General features: G+C 68.8%; 25 protein-coding genes. 15 read left to right on the top strand and 10 right to left on the bottom strand.

What is annotated here, in order from left to right; all coding sequences use genetic code 11:
• Positions 1–954, top strand: coding sequence for a cation diffusion facilitator family transporter (locus IC63_RS01975; protein ID WP_232222483.1), 954 nt, complete (start codon positions 1–3; stop codon positions 952–954).
• Between the two features lie 58 nt (positions 955–1012).
• Here IC63_RS01975 and IC63_RS01970 read toward each other — a convergent pair whose 3' ends face one another.
• Entirely contained in the window at positions 1013–1228 is a 216-nt protein-coding gene (locus IC63_RS01970; protein ID WP_052041808.1) for a zinc-finger domain-containing protein, read from the bottom strand.
• A gap of 149 nt (positions 1229–1377) precedes the next feature.
• On the opposite strand from IC63_RS01970, the gene IC63_RS01965 reads away from it, so the two are divergent.
• On the top strand, positions 1378–2307 hold the full coding sequence (locus IC63_RS01965; RefSeq protein WP_036716446.1) for an ABC transporter ATP-binding protein: 930 nt from the start codon (positions 1378–1380) through the stop codon (positions 2305–2307).
• On the opposite strand, the gene IC63_RS01960 is transcribed toward IC63_RS01965, so the two are convergent.
• From IC63_RS01960 to IC63_RS01950, 3 genes are read right to left on the bottom strand one after another with little or no spacing between them, the layout of a single operon-like run.
• Positions 2304–3263, bottom strand: a complete 960-nt coding sequence (locus IC63_RS01960) for a magnesium transporter CorA family protein (protein WP_036716445.1) — start codon at positions 3261–3263, stop codon at positions 2304–2306. The genes IC63_RS01965 and IC63_RS01960 overlap by 4 nt on opposite strands.
• 14 nt (positions 3264–3277) lie before the next feature.
• Complete coding sequence (locus IC63_RS01955; protein WP_036716443.1) at positions 3278–3652, bottom strand: HIT domain-containing protein; 375 nt, start codon at positions 3650–3652, stop codon at positions 3278–3280.
• Between the two features lie 15 nt (positions 3653–3667).
• Positions 3668–5245, bottom strand: a complete 1578-nt coding sequence (locus IC63_RS01950) for a DUF5928 domain-containing protein (protein WP_036716441.1) — start codon at positions 5243–5245, stop codon at positions 3668–3670.
• A 144-nt stretch (positions 5246–5389) separates the two neighbouring features.
• Here IC63_RS01950 and IC63_RS01945 point away from each other — a divergent pair, with 144 nt between their 5' ends.
• Positions 5390–6208 (top strand): sulfotransferase family protein, encoded by an 819-nt coding sequence (locus IC63_RS01945; RefSeq protein WP_036716439.1) that lies wholly within the window; start codon positions 5390–5392, stop codon positions 6206–6208.
• 98 nt (positions 6209–6306) lie between these two features.
• Here the strand turns inward: IC63_RS01945 and hemN are convergent, their stop codons facing one another.
• Positions 6307–7662 (bottom strand): oxygen-independent coproporphyrinogen III oxidase, encoded by a 1356-nt coding sequence (hemN, locus tag IC63_RS01940; RefSeq protein ID WP_036716438.1) that lies wholly within the window; start codon positions 7660–7662, stop codon positions 6307–6309.
• Positions 7663–7716: 54 nt separating this feature from the next.
• Here hemN and fnrL point away from each other — a divergent pair, with 54 nt between their 5' ends.
• Positions 7717–8463, top strand: coding sequence for a transcriptional regulator FnrL (gene fnrL, locus IC63_RS01935; RefSeq protein ID WP_052041807.1), 747 nt, complete (start codon positions 7717–7719; stop codon positions 8461–8463).
• A 24-nt stretch (positions 8464–8487) separates the two neighbouring features.
• Here fnrL and IC63_RS01930 read toward each other — a convergent pair whose 3' ends face one another.
• A complete protein-coding gene (locus IC63_RS01930; RefSeq protein ID WP_036716437.1) occupies positions 8488–9327 on the bottom strand; it encodes a universal stress protein in 840 nt (279 codons plus the stop codon).
• Positions 9328–9500: 173 nt separating this feature from the next.
• On the opposite strand from IC63_RS01930, the gene ccoN reads away from it, so the two are divergent.
• The 8 genes from ccoN (at position 9501) to ccoS (ending at position 17899) form a co-directional block, all read left to right on the top strand.
• Positions 9501–11117, top strand: a complete 1617-nt coding sequence (gene ccoN, locus IC63_RS01925) for a cytochrome-c oxidase, cbb3-type subunit I (protein ID WP_036716561.1) — start codon at positions 9501–9503, stop codon at positions 11115–11117.
• A gap of 11 nt (positions 11118–11128) precedes the next feature.
• Entirely contained in the window at positions 11129–11854 is a 726-nt protein-coding gene (gene ccoO, locus IC63_RS01920) for a cytochrome-c oxidase, cbb3-type subunit II (RefSeq protein WP_036716436.1), read from the top strand.
• 12 nt (positions 11855–11866) lie between these two features.
• The gene (locus IC63_RS01915; protein ID WP_036716434.1) at positions 11867–12070 is read left to right on the top strand and encodes a CcoQ/FixQ family Cbb3-type cytochrome c oxidase assembly chaperone; all 204 of its coding nucleotides are present in this window, start codon (positions 11867–11869) and stop codon (positions 12068–12070) included.
• Positions 12071–12300: 230 nt separating this feature from the next.
• Positions 12301–13188 (top strand): cytochrome-c oxidase, cbb3-type subunit III, encoded by an 888-nt coding sequence (gene ccoP, locus IC63_RS01910; protein ID WP_052041806.1) that lies wholly within the window; start codon positions 12301–12303, stop codon positions 13186–13188.
• Positions 13189–13478: 290 nt separating this feature from the next.
• Positions 13479–14939 carry a cytochrome c oxidase accessory protein CcoG gene (ccoG, locus tag IC63_RS01905; RefSeq protein ID WP_036716433.1) on the top strand — a complete coding sequence of 487 codons (1461 nt, stop codon included), beginning with the start codon at positions 13479–13481 and terminating at the stop codon, positions 14937–14939.
• Between the two features lie 5 nt (positions 14940–14944).
• On the top strand, positions 14945–15496 hold the full coding sequence (locus IC63_RS01900; RefSeq protein ID WP_084115392.1) for a FixH family protein: 552 nt from the start codon (positions 14945–14947) through the stop codon (positions 15494–15496).
• Between the two features lie 16 nt (positions 15497–15512).
• Positions 15513–17741: a heavy metal translocating P-type ATPase gene (locus tag IC63_RS01895; protein WP_052041797.1), complete on the top strand. Its 2229-nt coding sequence runs from the start codon at positions 15513–15515 to the stop codon at positions 17739–17741.
• Positions 17741–17899 (top strand): cbb3-type cytochrome oxidase assembly protein CcoS, encoded by a 159-nt coding sequence (ccoS, locus tag IC63_RS01890; protein WP_036716432.1) that lies wholly within the window; start codon positions 17741–17743, stop codon positions 17897–17899. Before IC63_RS01895 ends, ccoS begins: the two co-directional genes overlap by 1 nt.
• A 956-nt stretch (positions 17900–18855) precedes the next feature.
• Here the strand turns inward: ccoS and IC63_RS01885 are convergent.
• The gene (locus IC63_RS01885) at positions 18856–20505 is read right to left on the bottom strand and encodes a serine hydrolase (protein WP_332257713.1); all 1650 of its coding nucleotides are present in this window, start codon (positions 20503–20505) and stop codon (positions 18856–18858) included.
• A gap of 297 nt (positions 20506–20802) precedes the next feature.
• On the opposite strand from IC63_RS01885, the gene clpS reads away from it, so the two are divergent.
• Together clpS and IC63_RS01875 are read left to right on the top strand one after the other, a co-directional pair.
• Positions 20803–21084, top strand: a complete 282-nt coding sequence (gene clpS / locus IC63_RS01880) for an ATP-dependent Clp protease adapter ClpS (protein WP_408633541.1) — start codon at positions 20803–20805, stop codon at positions 21082–21084.
• On the top strand, positions 21085–22077 hold the full coding sequence (locus tag IC63_RS01875) for a class I SAM-dependent methyltransferase (RefSeq protein ID WP_036716429.1): 993 nt from the start codon (positions 21085–21087) through the stop codon (positions 22075–22077).
• A 1-nt stretch (position 22078) separates the two neighbouring features.
• On the opposite strand, the gene IC63_RS01870 is transcribed toward IC63_RS01875, so the two are convergent.
• Positions 22079–22492: a hypothetical protein gene (locus tag IC63_RS01870; RefSeq protein ID WP_036716428.1), complete on the bottom strand. Its 414-nt coding sequence runs from the start codon at positions 22490–22492 to the stop codon at positions 22079–22081.
• A gap of 79 nt (positions 22493–22571) precedes the next feature.
• Here IC63_RS01870 and hemF point away from each other — a divergent pair, with 79 nt between their 5' ends.
• Complete coding sequence (hemF, locus tag IC63_RS01865) at positions 22572–23444, top strand: oxygen-dependent coproporphyrinogen oxidase (protein WP_036716427.1); 873 nt, start codon at positions 22572–22574, stop codon at positions 23442–23444.
• A 3-nt stretch (positions 23445–23447) separates the two neighbouring features.
• On the opposite strand, the gene IC63_RS01860 is transcribed toward hemF, so the two are convergent.
• A complete protein-coding gene (locus tag IC63_RS01860; protein ID WP_036716426.1) occupies positions 23448–24314 on the bottom strand; it encodes a DMT family transporter in 867 nt (288 codons plus the stop codon).
• A gap of 4 nt (positions 24315–24318) precedes the next feature.
• Positions 24319–25380 (bottom strand): uroporphyrinogen decarboxylase, encoded by a 1062-nt coding sequence (gene hemE / locus IC63_RS01855; RefSeq protein ID WP_052041796.1) that lies wholly within the window; start codon positions 25378–25380, stop codon positions 24319–24321.
• Positions 25381–25482 lie beyond the last annotated feature (102 nt).

Genomic DNA, 25482 nt, shown 5'->3' with positions numbered 1-25482 from the left:
ATGATGAGCCAGGATCACCACCACCATGGGCGCGACCACCCTCACGGAGACGGCCACGGCCATCCGCACGACCACGGCAAGGGCCTGAGCGACAGCGCGTTGCTGTGGGCGGTGGTCATCAACCTCGGCCTGACCGCGGCGCAGATCGCCGGCGGGCTTGCCGCCGATTCCGTGGCCCTGGTGGCGGACGGGGTGCACAACCTGTCGGATGCGCTGGCGCTGGTGCTGGCCTTTGGTGCCCGCAAGCTCGCCGCGCGCCCCGCCACCCCGGCGATGAGCTTCGGCTGGTCGCGGGCCGAGATCGTCGCGGCCTTCGTCAACTACCTGGCGCTGATCGCCGTGTCGGTGTGGCTGATGGTCGAGGCGGTGGGCCGGCTGACCGATCCGCCGCCCGTGGCGGGCGGGCTGGTCATGGCGCTGGCGGCGCTGGCGCTGGTGGTCGATCTGGGCACCGCCTGGCTGACCGCGCGGCTGGCGAAGGAAAGCGTGAACATCCGCGCCGCCTGGCTGCACAACCTGGCCGATGCGGCGGTGTCGGTCGCGGTGCTGATCGGCGGCGCGCTGATCCTTGCCTTCGGCTGGCGGATCGCCGACCCGATCCTGACCATCCTCATTTCGGTGGTGATCCTGTGGCATATCCGCGGCGACACGGGGCCGATTCTGCGGATGCTGATGCTGGGCGCCCCGGCCGGGATCGACGACCCGACGCTGCGCCGGGACGTGCTGGCCGTCGCGGGCGTTACCGGGCTGCATCACCTGCATGTCTGGCAGATCGACGAAAAGCGCCGCTCAGCCGAAATGCACGTGGTGATCGCGGACGATGCCGACCCCTACGCCACCCGGCTGGCCGTCAAGCTGGTGCTGCACGACCGCCACGACATCGCCCATTCGACGATCGAGATCGAAACCCGCACCAGCGGCTGCGCCGACCCTGTGGCCGGCGAGGGGCACTAGCCCGAGCCCGACGCGATGCACCAGCCGGCCCTGCAACCGCCGCGGGGGAACTCGCCGGTCAGTGGTCGTCGTGGGCGTGGGCGCGGTCGATGACGAAGCGCTTGTCGCAATAGCCGCACTCGACGAAGCCGGTCGCGGGCGAGATCGCCAGCCACACCCGCGGATGCCCCAGCCCCAGCGCCTCGTCGCCGGCGCAGGCGACCTTCCAGCGGGTCACCGTTTCGGTGGCCGGCGCCGGGCGGACCGCGGCGGCCGGGTCCTGGTTGGTGGACATCGGGGTCTCGGTCGTGGGATGGCGCATCGGGGCTCTCTTGTGCTGGCGGGCAAAGGCCGGTTTAACGGCGCGGTCATTCTAGCCAGCCAGCGCGCCCCCGCAAGCCCGGCGGCGCCCTCCCTCTCGTCCCCTGGTCCCCCGAGCCTGCCATGCCCGACGCCGCCATCCGCCTGACCGACCTGCGCAAGACCTATGCCGCCTCGGGCAAGGTGCCGGCGAAAGAGGCACTGAAGGGCATCGACCTGACCATCCCGCGCGGCTCGATCTTTGGCCTGTTGGGCCCGAACGGGGCCGGGAAATCGACGATCATCAACATCCTCGCCGGGCTGGTGAACAAGACCGCCGGGCGGGTCGAGATCTGGGGCTTTGACCAGGACGTGAACCCGCGCCAGTCCCGCGCCGCCATCGGGGTGATGCCGCAGGAGTTGAACATCGACCCGTTCTTCACCCCGCGCGCCAGCCTCGAGGTGCAGGCGGGGCTGTATGGCGTGCCCAGGGCCGATCGCTGGACCGACGAGATCCTGGCGCTCGTCGGGCTGACCGCGCAGGCCGAAAGCTATACCCGCCAGCTGTCGGGCGGGATGAAGCGGCGGCTGCTGCTGGCCAAGGCGCTGGTCCACCGCCCGCGCATCCTGGTGCTGGACGAACCCACCGCCGGCGTCGACATCGCCCTGCGCGAGATGCTGTGGACCAACGTGCGGGCGCTGAACGCGCAGGGCATGACGGTGATCCTGACCACCCACTACCTCGAGGAAGCCGAACAGATGTGCGACGAGATCGCCATCATCAACCACGGCGAAAAGGTCGTGCAGGACCGCACCGACAGCCTGCTGGCCTGCGCCGACAGCAAGACGCTGGTGGTCGATCCGGGGCCGTGGGCGGGCAGCCTGCCGCCGCTGCCCGAGGGCGTCACCGCCGAGCGGCGCGCGGACGGGCGGCTGGCCCTGACCTATGCGCCCGGCCGGGTTCAGGCCGACCGCATCATCGACGCGCTGCGGCAGGGCGGGGTGCCGATGGCCGACGTGTCCAGCGAACAGCCCGACCTGCAGGACGTGTTCCTGTCGATGACCCGCGGCTAGAGCCAGCGTTTCCAGCGCGCCAGCGCATAGATCCCCAGCGCCGACAGCACCATCGCGCCGATCGCCATCGGATAGCCCCAGACCCAGTGCAGTTCCGGCATGTGGTCGAAGTTCATGCCGTAGATCGAGGCGATCATCGTCGGCGGCAGGAACAGCGCCGCGACTACCGACAGCACCCGCACGGTGTTGTTCTGCTGCAGGTTGATGAGCCCCAGCGTCGCATCGACCGTCATCCCCAGCCGCGAGCCCAGGAAGTCCGCGTGCACCTCGAGCGCCTGGACGTCGCGGTTGATCGACTTGGCCAGCGCCTGCAGGCGTTTGGCATCGGGGTGATCGTCGGCGGCGGCGGTGTAGAAGCTCAGCACCCGCTCGACCGACAGCAGTCCCAGCCGGACCCGCGCCATCAGTTCGGACTGCCGGCCGATCTTGATGAGCGCAGCCCGCAGCACGACGTCGCGGATATTGCTGGCGTCCTCGAAGACATGGGTGCCGGTCTGGTCCAGCACCTTGCCGACGCCCTCAAGGATATCTGCAAGCCGGGCGACGATCTCCTCCATCAGGCCAAGGAAGATGCGATCCGGCCCCGACACGCCGGACGCCGACCGTTCTGCCCGCGTCGGAAACGTGGTGAACGGCCGCGGCGCGTGGTGGCGCACCGTCACCAGCCGGTCGGGGGACAGGATGAAGGTCACCGGCATCGCCACCGGCTTGCCGTCCGGCATCTCGCCCGGCAGCACCGCGGTCATGTAAAGCAGGTCGCCCTCGCGATACAGGCGGTTTGAGATCTCGATCTCTTCCATGTCCTCGAGCGTCGGCACCTCGACGCCAAAGCCGCGCATCAGCCGGACCTGCTGGTCCAGCGGCTGATACAGGTCGATCCACCGCCCGCGCGCCGGGTCCTCGCCGTGGGGCAGCGGCGCGAGGCCGCCGAGATGGGGGGCATAGGCGGTCAGCATGGCCTGGCCCCGGATCAGTCGCGCGACACCATCCGCCCCATCGGCTGCCCGCCGAGCAGGTGCAGGTGGAAATGCGGGACCTCCTGCACGCCGTGGGCGCCGGCGTTGGTGATGGCGCGGAACCCCGCGCCGCCCTCGGCCAGGCCGATGCCCTCGGCCCGCACGACCTCGGCCACCAGCCGGTTGAACCCCAGGATTTCCGCGTCCGAGGCGTTGGCCGCGAAGTCGTCATAGCTGACATAGCGCCCCTTCGGGATCACCAGGATATGCACCGGCGCCTGCGGGCGGATGTCGCGGAAGGCCAGCGCGTGGTCGTTCTGGGCAACGGTGTCGTTGGGGATCTCGCCGCGCAGGATGCGGGCAAAGATGTTGTCGTCGTCATAGGTCATGTCAGGCCTCGGCGGTCAGTCGGCAAAAAGATCATCGGTCTGCGCCAGCGTCAGCGCAAGCTCGGGCGTGACGTCCAGGAAGCGCTGCAGGGCGGCGGCGTTCTGGGCCTCGTCCCAGGCGGGCGAGATCACTTCGAACCCGTCCAGGTCCAGGTCGCGGATATGGTCGGCCTCGTGTTCCAGGTCGCTGCGCACGGCCGGGATCAGGCGGTTCACGTAATCCGGCGCGCTGTGCCGGCCGGCGAGGCCGACGCGCTCGATATGGCCGCGGACATAGTCGTCGTCGAAATCGGACTCGATCAGCAGCAGGCGGGTGTCGGCCTTGTCCTCGACGAAGTCCTGGATCAGCCCCAGCGCCGAGGGGTCGAGGCAGATCGCCACGCAGCGGGATTCCAGCTGGTCGAACAGCATCTTGACCAGCGCCCGGCGGTGGCGTTCGCGCTTTTCCACGGTGGTCTCGATGCCGCCCATGTCGGGCAGTTCGGCGTCCAGCTCGTTGAACAGATAGTTCACCGCGGGAATCCCGGTATGCCAGCGGATCGCGGCGGTCAGGCGCTTGGCGACGTGCCACTTCTTGCAGACGATCAGCAGCAGCGTGTGGCCGCGGCCCAGCGTTCCCTCGGCCTCCCAGAAGCGCTGGCCAAAGCGCCGGCCGATGCGACCGCGCTGGGTCAGGAAGCGGTAGAGGCCCGCGGCCTCGTTCGAGATCGGGAACCGCACATCATCGGCCTGCCACAGCGCCCCCAGCCGCTCGCGCAGCTGGATCGCCTCGGCGCTGATCTTGCGCGCGAACAGGTAATCCTGCCGCAGCAGCAGGTCGTAGTGGTCGTTGTGGAACGTCACCGGCATGCCGTAATCGGTGAACATCAGGAAGGTCAGGGTGCGGGCGCGGATTTCCTTGCGCGGCACCACGTGCGGCACGATCGTCTGGAAGAACGTCTCGTCCGGGATCCACGTCGTCGCAAAGAACCGCATCACGTCGGGGCGCGAGTCGCAGAAGGCCAGCACCTTTTCCACTGTCTGGCGGCGCAGGCACCACCATTGCGAGCCGATCATCACCTGGATGTCGGCCGGCACCTCGCGGGTGATGCCCAGCCGGCGCTGGATTTCGTAGCTGCCGTAGAACAGCTTCTTCTGGGTGCGCTCGTTGAACCAGTGGCGATAGATCAGGCGTTCTTCCTTGAACCCGGTCTTGATCCAGTCGCTGTCGAAGAAGTCGAAATTCTCGATGTAATCCAGTTCGTTGGCGTCAAGGAAGTCATGCGCATAGGCAGCCGACTTGATTGGCATGCAGTCGCCCGACAGCATGTAGAAATGGGTGGCCGCCGGGAAGGCGGCGACGGCGGCGCGCACCGCTTCCAGCGTGGCGGCGACCAGCGACCATTCCCCCCAGCCGCATTTCAACCGCCGTGCGGCGAAGGTCACGCCGGGGTTGCTGCCCAGCGCGGCCCGGATGGCATCGAAATCGGCAGGGTTGGCGCGGGCGTCGAAGTGGATCGAGACATAGTCGCCCGACTGGGTCAGCCGCAGCGCCTGCGCGATGATCCCCTTGGGATCCTTGTGGCACAGCAGGATGAATGCGATCCGCGCCATGACCTCGGGTACCCCGCAACCAGCGTCCACACAATGGATTCACCCGGTTTCCGCGCGGAAACGCCCCAGGCGAGTTGCGTTGGGTGCTTAACGATTTTATGGGCAGGGGCAAGCCGACAGCGCTCGATCAAAGGATCCGACATCATGGCCTTCCCCGGCACCTGGCTCACCGAAAGCGAGAGCATCGCCTATCGTGTGGTCCCCAAATGCGCCTGCTCGACGATCGGGCAGATCATGTATTACTCGGACCACGGGCGCTACTTCGACGGCGACATCCACGATTCCACCAGCGGCCTGCACAAGTGGAACCAGGAAGACAGCCAGCCGATCATCGACCGCGCCGTCAAGTCGCGCAAGGCGGTCAGCTTTACCTGCGTGCGCAACCCGTATTCGCGCATCCTGTCGTCGTTCTTCGACAAGATCGCCGGCATCCAGCGCAACGGCAAGCGCTATCGCGGCAACCTGATCCCGCAGATCGTCCAGCGCTACGGCATCGAGGTCGGCAGCCCCGAGGACAACTTCGACTTTGACCAGGTGGCGAGCTTCCGCCGCTTCCTGCTGTTCGCGCGCGACACCATCCGCTGGCGCCGCCCGATGGAGCCGGACATCCACTGGTCGGCCATGTCGGGCCACATCGCGACCTTCATCGTGAATGGCGGCCGCTATGACCAGATCTTCTTCACCGAGAAGTTCAACGAGGGCATGCAGAAGGTTCTGGATGCCGCCGAAACGCCGGTGAAGGTCGACGTGAACGCGGTGCCGCGCTTCAACGAATCCGAGGGTCACGGCCCCAAGCGGGCACACAAGGTCAGCGACTATTTCGACGACCTGTCGCGGCACCTCGTCTGGGAAATATACAAGAAGGATTTCCAGCTGTTCCGCTATGACTTCGACGACCCCGACAACAAGATGCCGAAGGGCGAGGTCGATCTGGACGAGGTCCACGCCAAACTGGGCCGCTGATCCGGCGTAGCCGAAGGGACCAGCCCGAGCCCGCGCTTCGGGCGGTCCCGAATATCCCGGGGTCCGGGGCAGCGCCCCGGCTTTGGGCGCGACATCGGTCAGATCGCCGGGCTGTGGCCCTTGGCCTCCATCTCGTAGCCGTCGAACATCCGCGCAATCATCCGGGTCAGCGGCCGGCCCCGCTCGGGGATCGCCAGCCCGGAAGCGGACACCGTGACCATGTCCCCGAACTGCGCCTTGACCGGGGCGAACAGCGCCGCCAGCGTCGCGGGGGTAAAGCCGTGGTCGGCGATGAACTCGTCGGCGCGGATCTCGAAATCGCACATCAGCGCCTCGATCATCCGGGCCCGCCACACGTCCTCGGGGGTGAAGACATGCCCGCGGGTGGTCGAGAACCGCCCCTCGCGGATCGCCTTGACATGGGCGCCGGTCGCCGGCGCGTTCTGCGCATAGCCCTGCGGAAAGCGCGAGATCGACGACGCCCCCATGCCGATCAGCGCGGTGGCCAGGTCGTCGGTATAGCCCTGGAAGTTCCGGCGCAGCAGCCCGGCCTTCTGCGCTGTGGCCAGCCCGTCGCCGGGGCGGGCGAAATGATCGATGCCGATCTCCTCATAGCCGTCGGCGACCAGCAGGTCGCGGGCGACCTCGAACAGGCGCAGCCGGGCCTGCGGGTCGGGCAGGGCGGCGTCGGGGATCATCACCTGCCGCTTGGCCATCCACGGCACGTGGGCATAGCCGTAAAGCGCGATCCGGTCGGGGCTCAGCGCCATCAGCTTCTGGATGGAATCGGCGATCCGGTGCGGCGTCTGGTGGGGCAGGCCGTACAGGATGTCGGCGTTCACGCTGTCGATGCCGCGGGCGCGGATCATGCGGACCGCCTCGGCGGTCACCTCGAAGCTCTGGTCGCGGCCGATCGTGGCCTGGATGTCGGGATCGAAGTCCTGCACCCCGATCGAGGCGCGGGTCAGCCCCGCCTCGGCCAGCGCGTCCATCCGCGCCTCGTCGATCTCGTTGGGGTCGATCTCGACCGAGAACTCGGCCCCCGGCGCCAGCGGGAAGGCGTCGAACACCGCCCCCGCCACCCGGCGCATCATGTCCGGCGGCATCAGCGTCGGCGTGCCGCCGCCCCAGTGCAGCCGCGACAGAGTGACCCCCGGGGCCAGCGAGGCCTTCAGCAGCTCGAGTTCCTGCAGCAGCACGTCGGCATAGGCGCGCACCGGCGCGTCGGACTGGGTGCCCTGGGTGCGGCAGGCGCAGAACCAGCACAGCCGCCGGCAGAACGGGACGTGCATGTACAGCGAGATCGCCGCCCCCGCCGGGATCGCCTGGACCCAGCGGGTGAAATCGGCCGGACCGACGGTGGGCTTGAAATGCGGGGCGGTGGGATACGACGTGTAGCGGGGCACACGCGCGTCAAACAGTCCCAGCCGGGTAAGTTGCGATTCCTGTTCCATGGCCCTAGTCAGTTACCATTACGGCAGGGACACGCTTTGACACAGGTCAAGACCATATCCGCTGAGGGATGCCACCCGCTGCAGCTTCCGTGCGAAGACTGCCCGATCCGCTATCGCGCCGTTTGCGCGACCTGCGAGACCCCCGAGCTGACCGAGCTGGAGGGCAGCAAGTATTACCGCCGCTACGAGGCCGGGCAGACCGTCGTGCTGTCGGGCGAGCGGATGGACTTCGTGGCCTCGGTCGTTTCGGGCATCGCCAGCCTGACCCAGACGCTCGAGGATGGCCGCACCCAGATGGTGGGGCTGTTGCTGCCCTCGGATTTCCTCTGGCGTCCGGGGCGGGATTCCTCGCCCTATGACGTGACAGCGGTGTCCGACCTGCTGCTGTGCTGTTTCCGCCGCCGCCCGTTCGAGGGGCTGCTGCGGTCGAGCCCGCGCATCGCCGCGCGGCTTCTGGACATGACGCTGGACGATCTGGACGCGGCCCGCGACTGGCTGCTGCTGCTGGGACGCAAGTCGGCGCGCGAGAAGATCGCTTCGTTCCTGACCATCCTCGCCCGCCGCGACGCGATGCTGCGGCAGGCGCAGACGCCGGGTCTGGTCGTGCTCGACCTGCCGCTGACCCGTGAGGCGATGGCCGATTACCTGGGTCTGACGCTGGAAACCGTCAGCCGCCAGATCTCGGCCCTGCGGCGCGAAGGGGTGATCGCGCTGGATGGCAAGCGCCGGGTGATCGTGCCCGACTTCAACCGCCTCGTCGCCGAAAGCGGCGACGATTCCGACGGCGGACTGCCCAGCTGAGCCAGGCCGTTCTGCCGGCGGGCGTCAGCGTGCCATCAGCACCGGCACCTTGGCGCGTTCCAGCATGTGGCGCGTGGCGCCGCCCATGATCGCCTCACGCAGCCGGGAATGGCTGTAGGCGCCCATCACGATCAGGTCGGCCCCGGTTTCAGCGGCGCGGCGGTTCAGCACCTCGGACACCGTGGGCAGCGTCTTGGCCAGCACCACGACCTCGGCCTTGATGCCGTGCCGGGTCAGCATCTGGCACAGCGCCCCGCCCGGGTCCGAGCCTTCGGGCGAATGCGGCGAGGGATCGACGACGGTGATCTCGACCAGGTCGGCGGACTTGAGGATCGGGAGGGCGCGGCGGATCGCGGTCAGCGCCTCGTCCGACTGGTTCCAGGCGACGATGACCCGCCGGCCGATGCCGGCCACGTCGCTCTGGCCGTGCGGCAGGATCAGCACCGGGCAGCTGCCGTCGAACAGCGCCGCCTCGACCACCGCCTCGGCATCGGGGGCGGCGCCCTCGCCATAGGGCTGGGCCAGCACCACCAGATCGGCGAATCGCGCCCGCTGCGCGATCAGCGCGCCGACGCCGCCCATCTGCGCCACGGCGCTTTCGGCCGACCAGCGGATGTCCTGGGCGCCCAGATGGCCGCGGACCTCGGTTTCCAGCGCCTCGGCCGAGGCCATGGCTCGGTCGATCGCCTCCTGGAAGACATAGGCCGAGGCGCCGGCGTAGTAATAGCCGGTCTGGGTGTGGTCCACGCCCAGGCAGAACACGTCCAGATGCGCGGCCTCGCGGCGCGCCAGCGCCACCGCGGCGTCCAGCTGGGCGGTCTGACCGGGCTGGGTGATGACGGTCAGGATGGTCTTGTAGCCCATGTGCATTTCCTCCGGTCGATAAGGGCGAAATTACACCGCAGATTGGACGGGTTTTGTTGACGCAGATCAATGTTTGGTCAACCTAGTGGCAATAGGACACATGCCACGGTGACCCCCTGCGCGCGGATTTCCGCGATTCGACGGGGTTGCGCAAGGACAAGGAACAAGACGACATGTGGGATGTCATCAAGCTGATCGTGCTTGGCGTGATCGCGGTGCTGGCCGCGATCGGCGCCAACTATGCGCACGATCTGGCCTATATGGTGAACGCGCTGACGGTGATGCTGGCCGCCGGGCTCACCTTTCTGTGGCAGCTGCGGCATATGGACGACCCGCGCCAGCCGGCGCGCCTGGCCGTGGCGCAGGGCGAATACCTGGATGGCGTGGTCCGGGCCGGCGTGATCGCCACCGCCTTCTGGGGCGTGGTGGGCTTTCTGGTCGGGGTCGTCATCGCCGCCCAGCTGGCCTGGCCGGCGCTGAACTTTTCGGAACTGTTCCAGGGCTTCACGAACTTTGGCAAGCTGCGGCCGTTGCACACCTCGGCGGTGATCTTCGCCTTTGGAGGCAACGCGCTGATCGCGACCTCGTTCTATGTCGTCCAGCGGACCTGCGCGACGCGGCTGTGGGGCGGCAATGCCGCCTGGTTCGTGTTCTGGGGCTATCAGCTGATGATCGTGCTGGCCGCGACCGGCTATATCCTCGGCGCCACGCATTCCAAGGAATACGCGGAACCGGAATGGTACGTCGACTGGTGGCTGACCATCGTCTGGGTGGTCTACCTGGCCGTCTACCTCGGCACGATCATGAAGCGGCGTGAACCGCACATCTACGTCGCCAACTGGTTCTACCTGTCCTTCATCGTGACCATCGCCATGCTGCACGTGGTCAACAACCTGGCGATCCCGGTCAGCGTCTTCGGGTCCAAGTCGGTGCAGCTGTTCGCCGGCGTCCAGGACGCGATGACCCAGTGGTGGTACGGCCACAACGCGGTGGGCTTCTTCCTGACCGCCGGGTTCCTGGGGATGATGTACTACTTCATCCCCAAGCAGGCCGAGCGTCCGATCTACAGCTACAAGCTGTCGATCATCCACTTCTGGGCCCTGATCTTCATGTATATCTGGGCCGGCCCGCACCACCTGCACTACACGGCGCTGCCGCAATGGGCGTCGACCCTGGGGATGGTGTTCTCGGTCATGCTGTGGATGCCCTCGTGGGGCGGCATGATCAACGGCCTGATGACGCTGTCGGGGGCTTGGGACAAGCTGCGCACCGACCCGATCCTGCGGATGATGGTCGTGGCCGTCGGCTTCTACGGCATGGCGACCTTCGAAGGGCCGATGATGTCGATCAAGGCCGTGAACTCGCTGTCGCACTACACCGACTGGACCATCGGGCACGTCCATTCGGGCGCGCTGGGCTGGAACGGGATGATCACCTTCGGTGCGCTCTACTACCTGACCCCGCGTCTGTGGGGGCGTGAGCGGCTGTATTCGCTGACGCTGGTGTCCTGGCACTTCTGGCTCGCGACCATCGGGCTGGTGCTCTATGCCTCGTCGATGTGGGTGTCGGGCATCATGGAGGGTCTCATGTGGCGCGAGGTGGACAGCCAGGGCTTCCTGGTCAACGCCTTCGCCGACACGGTGATCGCCAAGTATCCGATGCTTGTGGTGCGGACGCTGGGCGGGGTGTTCTTCCTGCTGGGCGCGATCATCATGTGCTACAACCTGTGGGCCACGGTGGCCCGCCAGCCCCGCGTCGCGGAAACCCGCGTCGCCCTGCCGGCCGAATGAGGATCTGACAGATGGCAATTCTTGACCACCACAAGATCCTTGAAAAGAACGCGACGCTGCTGCTGGTGTTCTCGTTCCTTGTCGTGACGATCGGCGGGATCGTGGAAATCGCCCCGCTGTTCTACCTGGAAAACACCATCGAGAAGGTCGAGGGGGTGCGCCCCTACACGCCGCTCGAACTCACCGGCCGCGACATCTATGTCCGCGAGGGCTGCTATGTCTGCCACAGCCAGATGATCCGCCCGATGCGGGACGAGGTCGAACGCTATGGCCATTACAGCCTTGCGGCGGAATCGATGTACGACCACCCCTTCCAGTGGGGATCGAAGCGGACCGGGCCGGACCTGGCCCGGGTGGGCGGGCGCTATTCGGACGAATGGCACATCGACCACCTCATCAACCCGCAGTCGGTGGTGCCGGAATCGATCATGCCGGGCTACGGATTCCTGCGCGACCGGATGATCGAGCCGACCCATATCGACGCCCGGATCACCGCCGATCGCCGCGTCGGCGTGCCCTACAGCGACGAGATGCTGGCCGAGGCCCGCGCCGACTGGCTGGCCCAGGCCAACCCGGATGCCGATGCCGCCGGGCTGCAGGAACGCTATCCGGGGGCGCAGCAGCGCAACTTCGACCGCCAGGCCGGCGTGTCGGAAATGGACGCGCTCATCGCCTATCTGCAGGTCTTGGGGACGATGGTCGATTTCTCGACCTTCCAGCCCGACCAGCATCGCTGACAGGCGCGGGGCATGGATAGCTATTCCATCCTGCGCCAACTCGCCGACAGCTGGGTGCTGCTGGTCCTGACGCTGTTCTTCCTGGGGGTGGTGCTGTTCGCCTTCCGCCCGGGGTCGCGCCGGGTCCAGCGGGACGCCGCAGAAAGCATCTTCCGCAACGAGACGAAACCCGCGCCCGAGCCTGTAGCCGACGCGGCCCGCAAGGAGGTCGATTGATGGCCGATCCCAGAGACCAAGACCCAAACGCCACCCCGACCCCGCGCGAGGAGCAGGTGGCCCGCAATGTCGGCGCCGACCCGACCGATCCGCATGAAAGCCCGGCCAACCCGGACAACCGCATTTCCGTCAGCCGCCGCGCGGCCGACGCCGAAAACGCGCAGCAGATCATCGAGAACGCGCCCGAGACGCTGACCGGGGTCAAGCCCGGCGCCCGCCCGACCTCGCGGATGAGCCAGCGGCGCCGCGTCGGCAAGAACGTCGTCGAGGTGCAGTCCACCGGCCACAGCTGGGACGGGATCGAGGAATACGACAACCCGCTGCCGCGCTGGTGGCTGTGGACCTTCTACGCGACCATCGTCTGGTCGGTCGGCTATGTCCTGGCCTATCCGGCCATCCCGCTGATCCACGGCTCGACCCAGGGCTTCATCGGCACCACTCCGCGCGACGAGGTGGCGGTCGACATCAAGCGCTTTGCCGACGCCAACGCGCCGATCCAGCAGAAGCTGGCCTCGGTCGAGCTGGGCACGATCAAGGACGACCCCGAACTGGTGAACTACACGGCCAACGCCGGCCGGGCGGTGTTCAACACCTGGTGCGTCCAGTGCCACCAGGCCGGCGGGGCGGGGGCCAGCGGCTATCCCGCGCTGGTGGACGACGACTGGCTGTGGGGCGGCACCATCGACGACATCCACACCACGATCCTGCACGGCATCCGCAGCCCGGACGACCCGGACTCGCGCTATTCGGAAATGCCGCGCTTCGGGGCCGACGGGATTCTGGACGCGGCCCAGATCGACCAGGTCACGAACTACGTCCTGGCGCTGGCCAAGCTGCCCCATGACACGGCCAAAGCCGAGGCGGGCGCGACGGTCTATGCCGACAACTGCGTGGCCTGCCACATGGAGGACGGGACCGGCGACCGCGCCCAGGGCGCGCCGAACCTGACCGACGCCGTGTGGCTCTATTCCGAACAGGGCCGGCCGACCGAGGCCCGCATCCGCCAGATCATCCATGACGGCCCGTTCGGCGTGATGCCGGCCTGGTCGCAGCGGCTGAGCGAGGCGGACATCCGCGCCGTGGCGTCCTATGTCCACAGCCTGGGCGGCGGCGAGTAACGGGCGCGCCGGGGTGCGGTCCTGCCGCGCCCCGCTTGGCCCGAGCGGCGGGTGATGCGCGCCGGCCGTTTGCGCTGTTCAGCGCGCGCCCGGCGTGTCAGCCTTGCCTTCAGGGCCGCCCGCACCGGCGGCGGTGAAGGCGACGGCTGGAGCCAAGCGGATGTGCGACAAAGCGTCTCTCTCGGACCCATGCAGGACTGCATATATTCCTCGCCGGCGAGCCGTGGTCCTGACCGTCATCCAGATCCCGCTGCCCGCCCGTCCCGGCCCGCGCCACGCAGGAGTGTTCCATGTCCACCGTCGAGAATGAACCGCCGCGCCTTTACGCGGCGCGCGAGCCGATCTTTCCGCGGCGGGTGCAGGGCAAGTTCCGCAACCTGAAATGGGTGCTGATGGCGATCACCCTGGGCATCTATTACATCACCCCCTGGATCCGCTGGGACCGCGGCCCCGGCCTGCCGGACCAGGCGGTGCTGGTCGACCTGGCGAACCGGCGCTTCTTCTTCTTCTGGATCGAGATCTGGCCGCACGAATTCTATTTCGTCGCGGGCCTGCTGATCATGGCCGGGCTCGGGCTGTTCCTGTTCACCTCGGCGCTGGGCCGGGTCTGGTGCGGCTATGCCTGCCCACAGACGGTGTGGACGGACCTCTATATCCTCGTCGAACGCTGGGTCGAAGGGGACCGCAACGCCCGCATCCGCCTGTATGAACAGCCCTGGACCGCGCGCAAGGCGCGGCTGCGGATCACGAAATGGGCGCTGTGGCTGCTGATCGGCCTGCTGACCGGCGGCGCCTGGGTGTTCTATTTCGCCGACGCGCCGACGCTGTTGAAGGATCTCGTGACCGGACAGGCGCATGCCGTGGCCTACATGACCATCGCGATCATGACCGCGACGACGTTCTTCTTTGGCGGCTTCGCGCGCGAACAGATCTGCATCTATGCCTGCCCCTGGCCGCGCATCCAGGGCGCGATGATGGACGAGGACACGCTGACCGTCGCCTATCGGGAATGGCGGGGCGAGCCGCGCGGCAAGATCCGCAAGGGCGAGCCGACCAAGTCCGACGTGCCCCCTGGCGCCAAGGGCGACTGCATCGACTGCTATGCCTGCGTGAACGTGTGCCCGATGGGCATCGACATCCGCGACGGCCAGCAACTGGAATGCATCACCTGCGCCCTGTGCATCGACGCCTGCGACGAGATCATGGACAAGATCGGCAAGCCCCGCGGGCTGATCGACTACATGGCGCTGAGGGACGAGCGGGCCGAGAAGGTCGGCCACGAGGGCGCCTCGCTGTGGCGCCACGTGCTGCGGCCGCGGACGCTGCTGTATTTCACCCTATGGGGGGCGATCGGGGTGGGGCTGATCGTGGCGCTGTTCCTGCGTTCGCCCTATGACCTGAACGTCTCGCCGATCCGCAGCCCGCTCTTTGTGACCATGTCCGACGGCTCGATCCGCAACACCTACGAATTGCGGCTGCGCAACAAGCAGGGCGAGGCCAAGCGCTTTGCGGTCGGCGCCGGGGACGCCGCGGGGGCGCCGATCGAGGGGCTGAGCGTGTCGCTCGAGGGCGGGCAGGGCGCGGTCGAGGTGGCCCAGGACGCCACCTTCGAGCAGCGGGTCTATCTGACCGTCCGCCCCGATGCCGCGCTGGCCGAGGCCGGCCAGACCGAGATCACCATGTGGATCGAGGACGAGGCCTCGGGCCGCCGCGCCGCGGTCGACACCGTCTTCCACGGGCGGGGGCGGTGATCGCGATGCCGGCGCCGCTGTCCAGCCTTGCCGCTTATCTGCCGGTCCTGGCGGTCGCGGCAGTCTTCGGGCTGCCGTTCCTGCTGTTTTCCGCCTCGCGCCGGTTCACCGGACGGCACATGCTGATCTTTGCGCTCGCCATGTTCGGGGTCATCATCGGGGTGAACATCTGGCTTGCGGTCAAGGCCGTGGGGACCTTTCCGGGCCTCGAGACCCCGAACTCCTATGTCGCCTCGCAGGTCTTCGACAAGGAGCGGGTGGCGCAGGATTCGCTGGGCTGGACGGTGACGCCGGAATATGACGGCAAGGAGCTGACGCTGATGATCCGCGATAGGCAGGGAAACCCGGCCCGGGTGCGGTCGCTGACCGCCACGGTCGGGCGGCCGACCCATGTCCGCGACGACCAGACCCCGCAATTCACCTATCAGGACGGCATCTTCCGGGCGCCGATCAAGCTTGCGCCGGGGACGTGGAACATCCACCTGACGGCCGAGGCGTGGGACGGGACGCTGTTCCGCCAGCGCATCGACCATTATGCGGGCAGTCAGGCGCAGTGACGAAGGCGGGACGGTGATGGCAGACGCGACGGCGCAAGGCGGCGGACAGTTCGCAGGCGGGCTGCGTGCGGTTGCCGAGGCTGAACATCCCGGCCGGCTCAGCGCCTGCCCGGCCTGCGATGCGGCGCCTCTGGCCGAGGCGCTCGCGCGGTCGGGTCCGGCGCGCGGCGACATCATGCTGTCGGTGCCCGCCGTCCATTGCGCGGCCTGCATCGTCGCGGTGGAACGGGCGCTGAACGCCGCGCCCGGAGTCCATGCCGCCCGCGTCAACCTGTCGCTGCGCAGGGTCATCATCGATGCCGAGGCCGGGATCGGCGCCGCCGATCTGATCGCCGTGCTGGACCGGATCGGCTACGAGGCGCACGAGCTGGACCCCGGCGCGCTGACCGCGACCGCCGCCGACCGGCAGGGCCGCGACATCCTGATGCGGGTCGGCGTCGCGGGCTTCGCGATGATGAACATCATGATCCTTTCGGTCGCCGTCTGGTCCGGGGCCGATGCGGCGACGCGCGACATGTTCCACTGGATCTCCGGCGCCATCGCTCTGCCGACCGTGGCATTCGCCGGCCAGCCCTTCTTTTCCAGCGCCTGGCGCGCGCTGCGGGCGGGGCGGCTGGGGATGGACGTGCCGATCTCGCTGGCGCTGATCCTGGCCAGCGCGATCTCGGTCTTCGAGACGCTGCATTCCGGGCACCACGCCTATTTCGATGCCGCGGTGATGCTGTGCTTCTTCCTGCTGGTCGGGCGCTATCTCGACTATCGCACCCGCGCCGTCGCCCGCTCGGCGGCCGAGGAGCTGACCGCGCTCGAGGTGCCGCGGGCGGTGCGGTTGACGGACGGCGCCGAACAAACCGTGCGGGTCGCCGACCTGGCGCCGGGCGACCTGGTGCTGGTGCGACCGGGCGGGCGCATCCCCGCGGACGGCATCGTGGACGAGGGCGGGTCCGAGATCGACCGTTCGCTGCTGACCGGAGAATCGGCGCCGGTCGCCGCGCGCCCCGGCGACGTGGTATCGGCCGGCGAGGTCAACCTCACCGGCCCGCTGACGCTGCGGGTGACGGCCGCCGGGCGGGACAGCTCGCTGGCCCGGCTGACAGCGCTGGTCGCGGCGGCGGAATCGGCGCGCGGGCGCTATACCTCGGTCGCCGACCGGGCCAGCCGCGCCTATGCGCCGGTCGTGCATCTGATGGCGCTGACGAGTTTTCTCGGTTGGCTGTGGGTGACCCGCGATGCGCGGCTGTCGCTGAATGTCGCGGCCGCGGTGCTGATCATCACCTGCCCCTGCGCCCTGGGACTCGCGGTCCCGGCGGTGGTGACGGCGGCCTCGGGGCGGCTGTTCCGCCGCGGGCTGCTGATCAAGGACGGCACAGCGCTGGAGCGGCTGGCCGAGGTCGATACGGTGGTCTTCGACAAGACCGGCACGCTGACGATGGGGACGCCGCGGGTCGCGGCGAACGCCCTGCCCCCCGAGGCGCAGCCCGTCGCCGCGGCGCTGGCCGCCGGGTCGGCGCATCCGCTGTCCCGCGCCCTAGCCGCGGCGCTGGAGGTGGCGCCGGCTGCGCTGGACGACCTGCGCGAGGTCCCGGGTTATGGGGTCGAGGGGCGGTGGCAGGGTCAACTCGTGCGGCTGGGCCGTGCCGACTGGACCGGAGCGGCCGACGACGCCCCCGGCGCCGCGACCTGGCTGCGGATCGGCGAGGCGGTGCATCGCGTCGACTTCACCGACAGCCTGCGCCCCGGCGCCGCCGAGGCGGTCGCATCGTTGCGGGCGGCCGGTCTGCGGGTGCTGATGCTGTCGGGAGACGGGCAGGGCGCGGTGGCCGACATTGCCGCACGGCTGGCGATCCCCGAATGGCGCGCGGGCGTGACGCCGCAGGACAAGGCAGCCGCCGTCGCCGCCCTGACCCGCAGCGGCGCGCGGGTGCTGATGGTGGGCGACGGGCTGAACGACACCGCGGCGCTGGCCTCGGCCCATGCCTCGATCTCGCCGGCGAGCGCGCTCGACGCCGCGCGCGTCGCGTCTGACATGGTGCTGGTGGGCAGCTCGCTTGCCCCGGTCCCCGAGGCGGTGGGCGTCGCCCGCGCCGCCGCGCGTCGCATCCGCGAGAACTTTGCCCTTTCGATCCTCTACAACATCGTCGCCGTGCCCTTCGCCGTCGCCGGGCTCGCCACGCCGCTGATCGCGGCGCTGGCGATGTCGCTGAGTTCCATCAGCGTGACGCTGAACGCCTTGCGGCTGCGCTGATGGAGGTGCTGGTTTTCCTCATTCCGGCCTCGCTCGGGCTTGGCGCGCTGGGGCTGCTGGCGTTCCTGTGGTCGCTGCGCAACCGGCAATACGAGGACCCCAAGGGCGACGCCGAGCGGATCCTCAGCGACGAATGGGACGACCGGCCGAAGCCGTAGGGAGAGTGGTGGCGAGCCGGGCCGCGCGTTCTGTTCTGGCTTCATCTACAGCGAGATCGCGGCAGCCGGGTTCTGCCCATGCTCGAAGAGCGGTTCGGGAATAGAGTTGCGCCGGTCCCTCGGGAGATACGGTGCGGCAGTCCTCCGTGCACCAGCCCGGCGGACATGCTGAACGCCACCACGACGGTTTGAGAGGGGATGTCCGGCGGTGTCGAACAGCTCGGACCCGAACGACGTGCCGATGAAGTTGCCGTGCTGGTTCCTGGCATTCGAGCGCGAACGTTGCGACCTGCAGCAGAACCCGGCGTGCTGAATATTGCGTGCGCAACCATGCCCTTTGCCAAGCTGCCGGGATGAGGCGGCAATATGCTGCTACTGCTCGCGGCATCGTCTGCCCAATCCCTCGTGGGGAGGCGCCAAGCGCCCACGCGTGACTTGCTTAGCAGCCGGTGGGATCGTCGGCTCATTCTTCCGTAGCGAGGATGGCCCAGCAGCCTCCCTTGTGGCAGCATCCGTGGCTCCTTCCCAGACCGTCGATCTTCCCCACTCGCCAACTAAGCGCGTCCTGTAGCTAGGTCTCGTGCCGTCAACCCGGCAGCGGGAGGCGGTCAGCATCACGGCGGGCCGCGCCGGTGTCCTGGACTGCAATAGCGCATATCTACCTAGGTCGAAGATATCGACTTTGGTCTCGTAGCATCCCCTGTTCGATGCGCCGCGACCAATCTGTCAGACAAGGCACGATCGATCGTCTGGCACGCGTTCCGTGGCGGTCGCTCGATCTCAGAACGTGGATATGACAGTGGCCATGGGGGACGGCCTTGCATCCCACGTATTGCGCCGCGCGCCGCGCGAACCGGCGGAGCCGCATCGCGGCTGCCCAGCAAAAAGGCCCGGGAGGACCCGGGCCTTGCGTCGTCCGTTTAGCGCCCCGACCACCTGGCAGCCGCGCCGGCGCCTCAGTTGCCCAACACGCTGCATTTCTGCGACCGCGCGGCCAGCTTGTCGCAGGCGAGGTGCGCCGCGTCGCGGGTCAGGCCGGTGAAGTTGGCCTCCCACCCGCGCTTGGTGTTGCCCACCCGGCGCGCGGCGCTGTCCAGAACAGCGCTCTCCTGCAGCGCGATGCGCAGCAGCAGCTGTTCGGCCTCGGCCTTGGTCTTGAAGCGGCCGATGTTGATGGCGAACTTGCCGCGGCCCTTGGTCGAGGGACGCGAGACGATCTCGGTCGCCTCGGGCTCGGACCGGTCGCCCTCTTCCTCCATCGCCGCGATGATCACCGCTTCCGACTTGCGCGCGGGCTTGTCCGAACTCGCAAGGCGGGATCCCTTGGCCGGCGTCTCGGCCGCGAAGGTCGAGCCCATCGGGCGCGGCGCCTTGGCCTTGGCGGCCTTGCCCTCGGTCGAGGCGGTCTGGACGGCCTCGGCACGACGCGGGGCCCGCGACGGCCGGTTGCCCTCGGGCGACGCGACCTTGCGGTCAGGAAGCGGATCCGCCGCAGCCGCGTCCGTTTCGGCGGGGGTCACCGCCGCAGCCGCGGCAACCTTGGGCCGACGCGACGGGCGCGAGGGATCGACGCTGTCGGCGACCGCCCTGGCCACGGCGACGGCTTCCACGTCCGGGGCCTGCGAAAGGACTTTCGCCGGCGCCGCGCGCCGTGCGGGTTCCACGACGACCGTCGAGCCGCGCACCGGCCGTGCCGATACCACGACCTGCGGTGCCGGTTCGACCCGGGCAACCTTCACCGAGCGCTTCTTTTCGACCAGATAGGCCGGCGCTGCCGGGCGGATTTCGCGCACCTGCGCCGGCGCGCGGCCAAATCCCGCGTCCAGCAGCTGGGCCATCACCGCGTTGCGCTGGGCGGTCGACTGCCCGCCCATCACCGTGGCGATGATGCGCTTGGACCCGCGCTGCGCCGACGCCGTCAGGTTGAACCCTGCGGCCCGCGTGTAACCGGTCTTGATCCCGTCCGCGCCCGGATAGCTGTCCAGGAAGCGCTTGTTGGTGCTGGCGACCATGGCGACGCCCGCATCCGCGCTGCGCCGTGAGAAGATCGAATAATACTGGGGGAAATCGTAGAACAGCCGCCGGCCGAGGATGCTGAGATCGCGGGCCGAGGAATAATGCCCGTCCTGCGTCAGCCCGTTGGCGTTGCGGAAGTTCGAGCTCCGCATCCCCAGTGCCCGCGCCATGCCGGTCATCTGCGCCCCGAACTGGGATTCGGACCCGGCCAGTCCTTCGGCGATGACGGTGGCCGCGTCGTTGGCGGATTTCACCGCCGCGGCGCGGATCAGATAGCGCAGCTCGATCTGCTGGCCGGGGCGCAGCCCCAGGCGCGACGGCGGCTGCGAGGCGGCGTGCTGGGTCACCGTAAAGCGGGAATCCAGCCGCACCTGGCCACGCTCGATGGCGGTGAAGGCCATGTACAGCGTCATCATCTTGGTCAGCGAGGCGGGGTGCAGCCGCGCATCCGCGTTCTGCGAATAGATTTCCTTGCCGGTCCGCCCGTCCATGACGAACGCGGCGAACGGGGCGGCAGAGGCGACCATCGGCACCATCATGCCCATGACGACAAGCCACCCTGCGATGAGGGTTCGATAGATTCTGTTCACTACCCCGGTCTCTTCTGCCTCGCGGACGCGTTCTTTATGCACGTCCTTCATTAATGAACCGACAATAGCACGCGGCTTTCCGGGCGTGAACCGCGTATTTTACTCGATTCTCGGGAAATCTCGCGATCGGCGGCGCCGCGCCGCGGTTGGCGGACTTTTCTTGCTCGCCACAATCCCTATATTGCCCGCTGATCGGGCCTTGGCCCCAAGTCTGCAGGACCGAACCGCGTGACCCCGTCCTTCGCCCCTCCGTTCCGCCTTTCCGATCCCCCGTCGCGCAACGACGAGGACGTCGATCTGGCGGTCAAGACCAAACCCCGGACGCAGCGGCCGCCGCTTTACAAGGTGTTGCTGTTGAACGACGATTTCACACCGATGGAGTTTGTCGTGCACATCCTGGAACGGCTGTTCGGCATGACCCACGCGCAGGCGATCGAGGTCATGCTGACCGTGCATCGCAAGGGGGTCGCGGTGGTGGGCGTGTTCTCGCACGAGATCGCGGAAACCAAGGTGGCGCAGGTGATGGAGCTTGCGCGCCGCCAGCAGCACCCGCTGCAATGCACGATGGAAAAGGAATAGATGGCCGGTTCGCGGCTGGAGCAGGTCGACCCGCCAGAGGGCCGGCTGCTGGTGATCGGCGCCGGGGCGGGCGACGTCGCGTCCTTCGATCCCGCGCGCACCGTGGTCGTCCAGCGGCAGAAACCGGCCCATGACGCCGTTGCCGCGCAGGGGTTCCGCACCCTCGTCGCGGTCGATGGCCCCGCCGACGGCGCGGTCGTGATCCTGCCGCGGGCCCGGGCCGAGGCGCGTGCGAGCGTCGCCGCTGCCGCCGCCGCCCTGCCCCCCGGCGCGACGCTGTGGATCGACGGGCAGAAGACCGACGGCGTCGACGCGATGCTCAAGGATCTGCGGGCGTTGGGTCCGGTCGAGGACGTGCGGTCGAAGGCGCATGGCAAGATCTTTCGGGTAACGGTCCCCGAGGGGGACTGGCTGCCGCAAGAATGGGCGGCGGCGGAAACGCGGGTCGGTAACTTCGTGACCCTGCCCGGCGTGTTCTCGGCCGATGGGCCGGACCCCGGTTCGCAGCTGCTGGCCGCCCATCTGCCGGACCGGATGCCGACCCGCGTCGTCGATCTGGGCGCGGGGTGGGGCTGGCTGGCGGCGCAGATCCTGTCGCGCCCGGGTGTCGAGGTCGTCCATCTGGTCGAATCCGACCATGCCGCGCTGGACTGCGCGCGGCGCAACGTCACCGATCCGCGGGCGCAGTTTCACTGGGCCGACGCGACGGCGTTCCGCCTGCCCGACCCGGTGAACGGCGTGGTGATGAACCCGCCCTTCCATGCCGGCCGCGCCGCCGATCCGCATCTGGGCGCGCGGTTCATTCGGGCCGCCGCGGGCCTGCTGACCGGGGCCGGGCGGCTTTGGATGGTCGCCAACCGGCACCTGCCCTATGAGGCGGTGCTGACCGAACACTTCGCCGAGGTGACCGAAGTTGGCGGCGACAACCGCTTCAAGCTGATCGAGGCGACCGGCGCCGGTCGCGCCGGCCGGAAATCCGCCCGCGGGCGCTAAGTCAGCGTCGCTCTTCGGGATAGGCGGCGCGGCAGGCGCGGACGGCCTCGTCGGCCTGCGCGCTCAGCGCGGCGCGGCGCTGACGCAGGTTGTCCGCCTTGCGCCGTTCCGCGGCGGGGTCTATCGCCACACGGTAGCGTTCCGTATCCGAGACGTCGCGCAGGCAGGGGCGGTCGATCCAGCGCGCGTTGCCGTCCTTGTCGCGCACCACGACCGGGCAATCGCGCCACTCGGTCCGGGTCACCTCGCGTTCTTCCCAGGCATAGCCGCGGGCGAGGTTCGCCTCGACCTCGCGCAGCAGGTTGCTGACCACGCGGTATTCGCGGGTATTCTGCGAGATGCACTGCTCTTGCGGCGTCCCGCAGGCGACGAGCGTCAGGCAGCCAAGCAGGGTCAGGGTCAGGTTGCGGGTCATCGGGCGCGCCTCTAAGCAGATCGGGACCCAGCCTAGCGCGGCGCCCCGCCGGCTTGCAAATCACGAAAGGCAGCATTCGATGGAGATGACGGCGGAACGTCACCAGGCCGCGGCATGGTTTCGGGAACTGCGCGACCGCATCGTCGCGGCCTTCGAGGCGCTGGAGGATCGGGCCCCCGCCGACGCGACCGCCGACACGCCCCCCGGTCGCTTCGAGGTGACGCCGACCGCCCGCGCCGAGGATGGCGGCGGCGGCATCATGTCGGTGATGCGCGGCGGCCGCGTGTTCGAAAAGGTCGGCGTGAACTGGTCCGAGGTGCACGGCACGCTCGCCCCCCGCGCGCAAGGGGCGATGGCCGCGCGCGGCGTGCCGGGGATCGAGGCGGACCCGCGCTTCTGGGCCTCGGGCATCAGCCTCGTCGCCCATATGCAGAACCCGCATGCGCCCGCCGTTCACATGAACACGCGGATGTTCTGGACGCCGGGCGCCTGGTGGTTCGGGGGCGGGTCGGACCTGAACCCCTGCCTGGAATATGCCGAGGACACGGCGCATTTCCACGACACGCTGCGCGCTGCCTGCGGGCCGCACGGCGCGGATTACTATGACCGCTTCAAGGCCTGGGCGGACGAGTATTTCTTCATCCCCCACCGGGGCCGGGCCCGCGGGGTCGGCGGGGTCTTCTATGACGATTTGAGTACCGGCGACTGGGCGGCGGATTTCGCCTTTACCCGCGCGGTGGGCGAGGCGTTCCTGCCCGCCTTCCTGCCGTTGGCCGGACGGCGCATGGGGCAGCCCTGGAGGGACGCGGACAAGGACGCGCAGCTGATCCACCGTGGGCTCTATGCCGAATACAACCTGGTCTATGACCGCGGCACGAAATTCGGGCTGGAAACCGGGCACAACCCCGATGCGGTGCTGATGAGCCTGCCGCCGCTGGCGAAGTGGGTCTGACGCTCAGGCGGCCCGCAACAGCCACGCCACACCGACGAGGATCAGCACCATGCCGGCGATCTCGCGCAGGCCCATCGTCTCGCGCCGGCGCCGCGAGACGGCGGCGGCGAAGATGACCTCGACCAGCGCCAGGGTGCGGACATCGGCGGCCGGGGCGAGGGCAAACCCGATGAACCAGAATTGCGAGGCGAGCGCCCCCAGGAACCCCGCCGCGAGCGACTCGGGCCAGGCCTGCGCCATCCCGCGCAGCGCGGCGCGGTTGGTCAGCGCCAGCCAGCCGCCGACCATCGCCGTTTGCAGGGCCAGCGACAGGGCCAGAATAATCGTGGCGCGAACCACGTATCCGCCGGTGTCGAGCGACAGGATCGCGCCACGGAACCCCAGCGCCGACAGGCCGAACAGCGCGCCGGCAGACACCGCGATCGCCAGCGGCAGCATCCCGGCCCGGCGCCAGCTGGTGCCCGACAGGGTGAGCACGCCGAGCGTCGCGACCAGGACCGCGCCCATTCGCTGAAGCCCCAGCCGCTCGTCCAGGACCAGCGCGCCCATCAGCGCGAGCGTCACCGGCTCGGTCTTGACCAGCGCCGTCGCCACGGCAAAGCCGCGCAGCTGCATCGCCGACAGCATCAGCGCGGTCGCCCCGATCTGCGCGGCGGCACCGACCGCGGTCCACGCCAGCGCCCGAGGGGGAATGGCGGGCAGGGGCTGCCACAGCGACACCAGCGCCAGAAACAGCAGCGCAAAGGGCAGGCCGAACAGGAACCGCACGCCCGTCGCGCCGATCGTCCCCAGCCGCGCGCTCAGCCCCGCCTGCGCGGCGTTGCGGCCGGTCTGCGCCAGCGCCGCGATCAGGGTGGCGGCGACCCACACGCCGTCAGGCGCCGGCGCGCACGGTCTCGACCATCAGCGCCACGTTGTCGGGGTCCGCGTCCGGCGTGATCCCGTGGCCGAGATTGAAGATATGCGGCCCCTGCGAGAAGGCGCGGACGATTCGGCGGGTCTCGTCGACCAGCGCCTGACCTCCGGTCACCATGTGCCCGGGCGCGAGGTTGCCCTGGACGCAGCCGTCGGTCTGGACATGCGCGGCGGCCCACGCGGCGTCGACCGAGTTGTCCAGCGCCATGCAGTCCGCGCCGGTCGCGCGGGCGAAGCCGACACAGCGCTCGCCCGCCTCGCGCGGGAAGGCGATGACGGGGATCGACGGGTGGCGCGCCTTGAGTGCGCCGATGATGCGCCGGGCGGGGGCCAGCGCATAGTCATCGAAGTCGCGACCGGTCAGGCTGCCGGCCCAGCTGTCAAAGAGCTTGACGACCTCGGCCCCGGCCTCGATCTGGGCCGACAGGTATTCGATGGTGGCGTCGGTGATGCGGTCGATGAGCCCGGCGAAGGTCTCGGGGTCGGCGGCCTTCAGCGCGTGGGCCGGGCCCTGATTCTTGGTGCCGCGCCCGGCGATCATGTAGGTCGCGACCGTCCAGGGCGCGCCGGCAAAGCCGATCAGCGTGGTCTCCTCCGGCAGTTCCCGGCGCAGGATGCGCAGCGTTTCATAGACCGGGGCGAGGCGGTCGTGGACGGCGTCGGCCGGGCGCAGCGCCGCAACGCCCGCCGGGGTCGTCACGGTTGACAGGCGCGGTCCTTCGCCGGTCACGAACCACACATCGGTGCCCAGGGCCTGCGGGATCAGCAGGATGTCGGCGAACAGGATCGCCGCGTCGAAGCCAAAGCGCCGGATCGGCTGCAGCGTGACCTCGGCCGCCAGCTCGGGCGTGTAGCAGAGCGACAGGAAATCGCCGGCCTGGGCACGGGTGGCGCGGTATTCGGGCAGATAGCGGCCCGCCTGCCGCATCATCCAGATCGGCGGCGTCGGCAGGCGTTCGCCGGCCAGCGCGCGCAGAATGGTCTTGGCGGGTTTGGCGGGGGAAAGCGGAGCCTGGGTCATGCGCCCTTGTTGCAGCGGCCCGCGCTTTTCGCAAGCAGCGCCACGCCGCTGCGCCGGAACGCCGCAAGCCGAGCGGGCGGGGGCGGTTGTCAAGCGCGGGCC

The organism is Paracoccus sphaerophysae (genome assembly GCF_000763805.1).
GTDB lineage: Bacteria > Pseudomonadota > Alphaproteobacteria > Rhodobacterales > Rhodobacteraceae > Paracoccus > Paracoccus sphaerophysae.
This window is presented reverse-complemented; position numbering and strand designations above follow the sequence as displayed.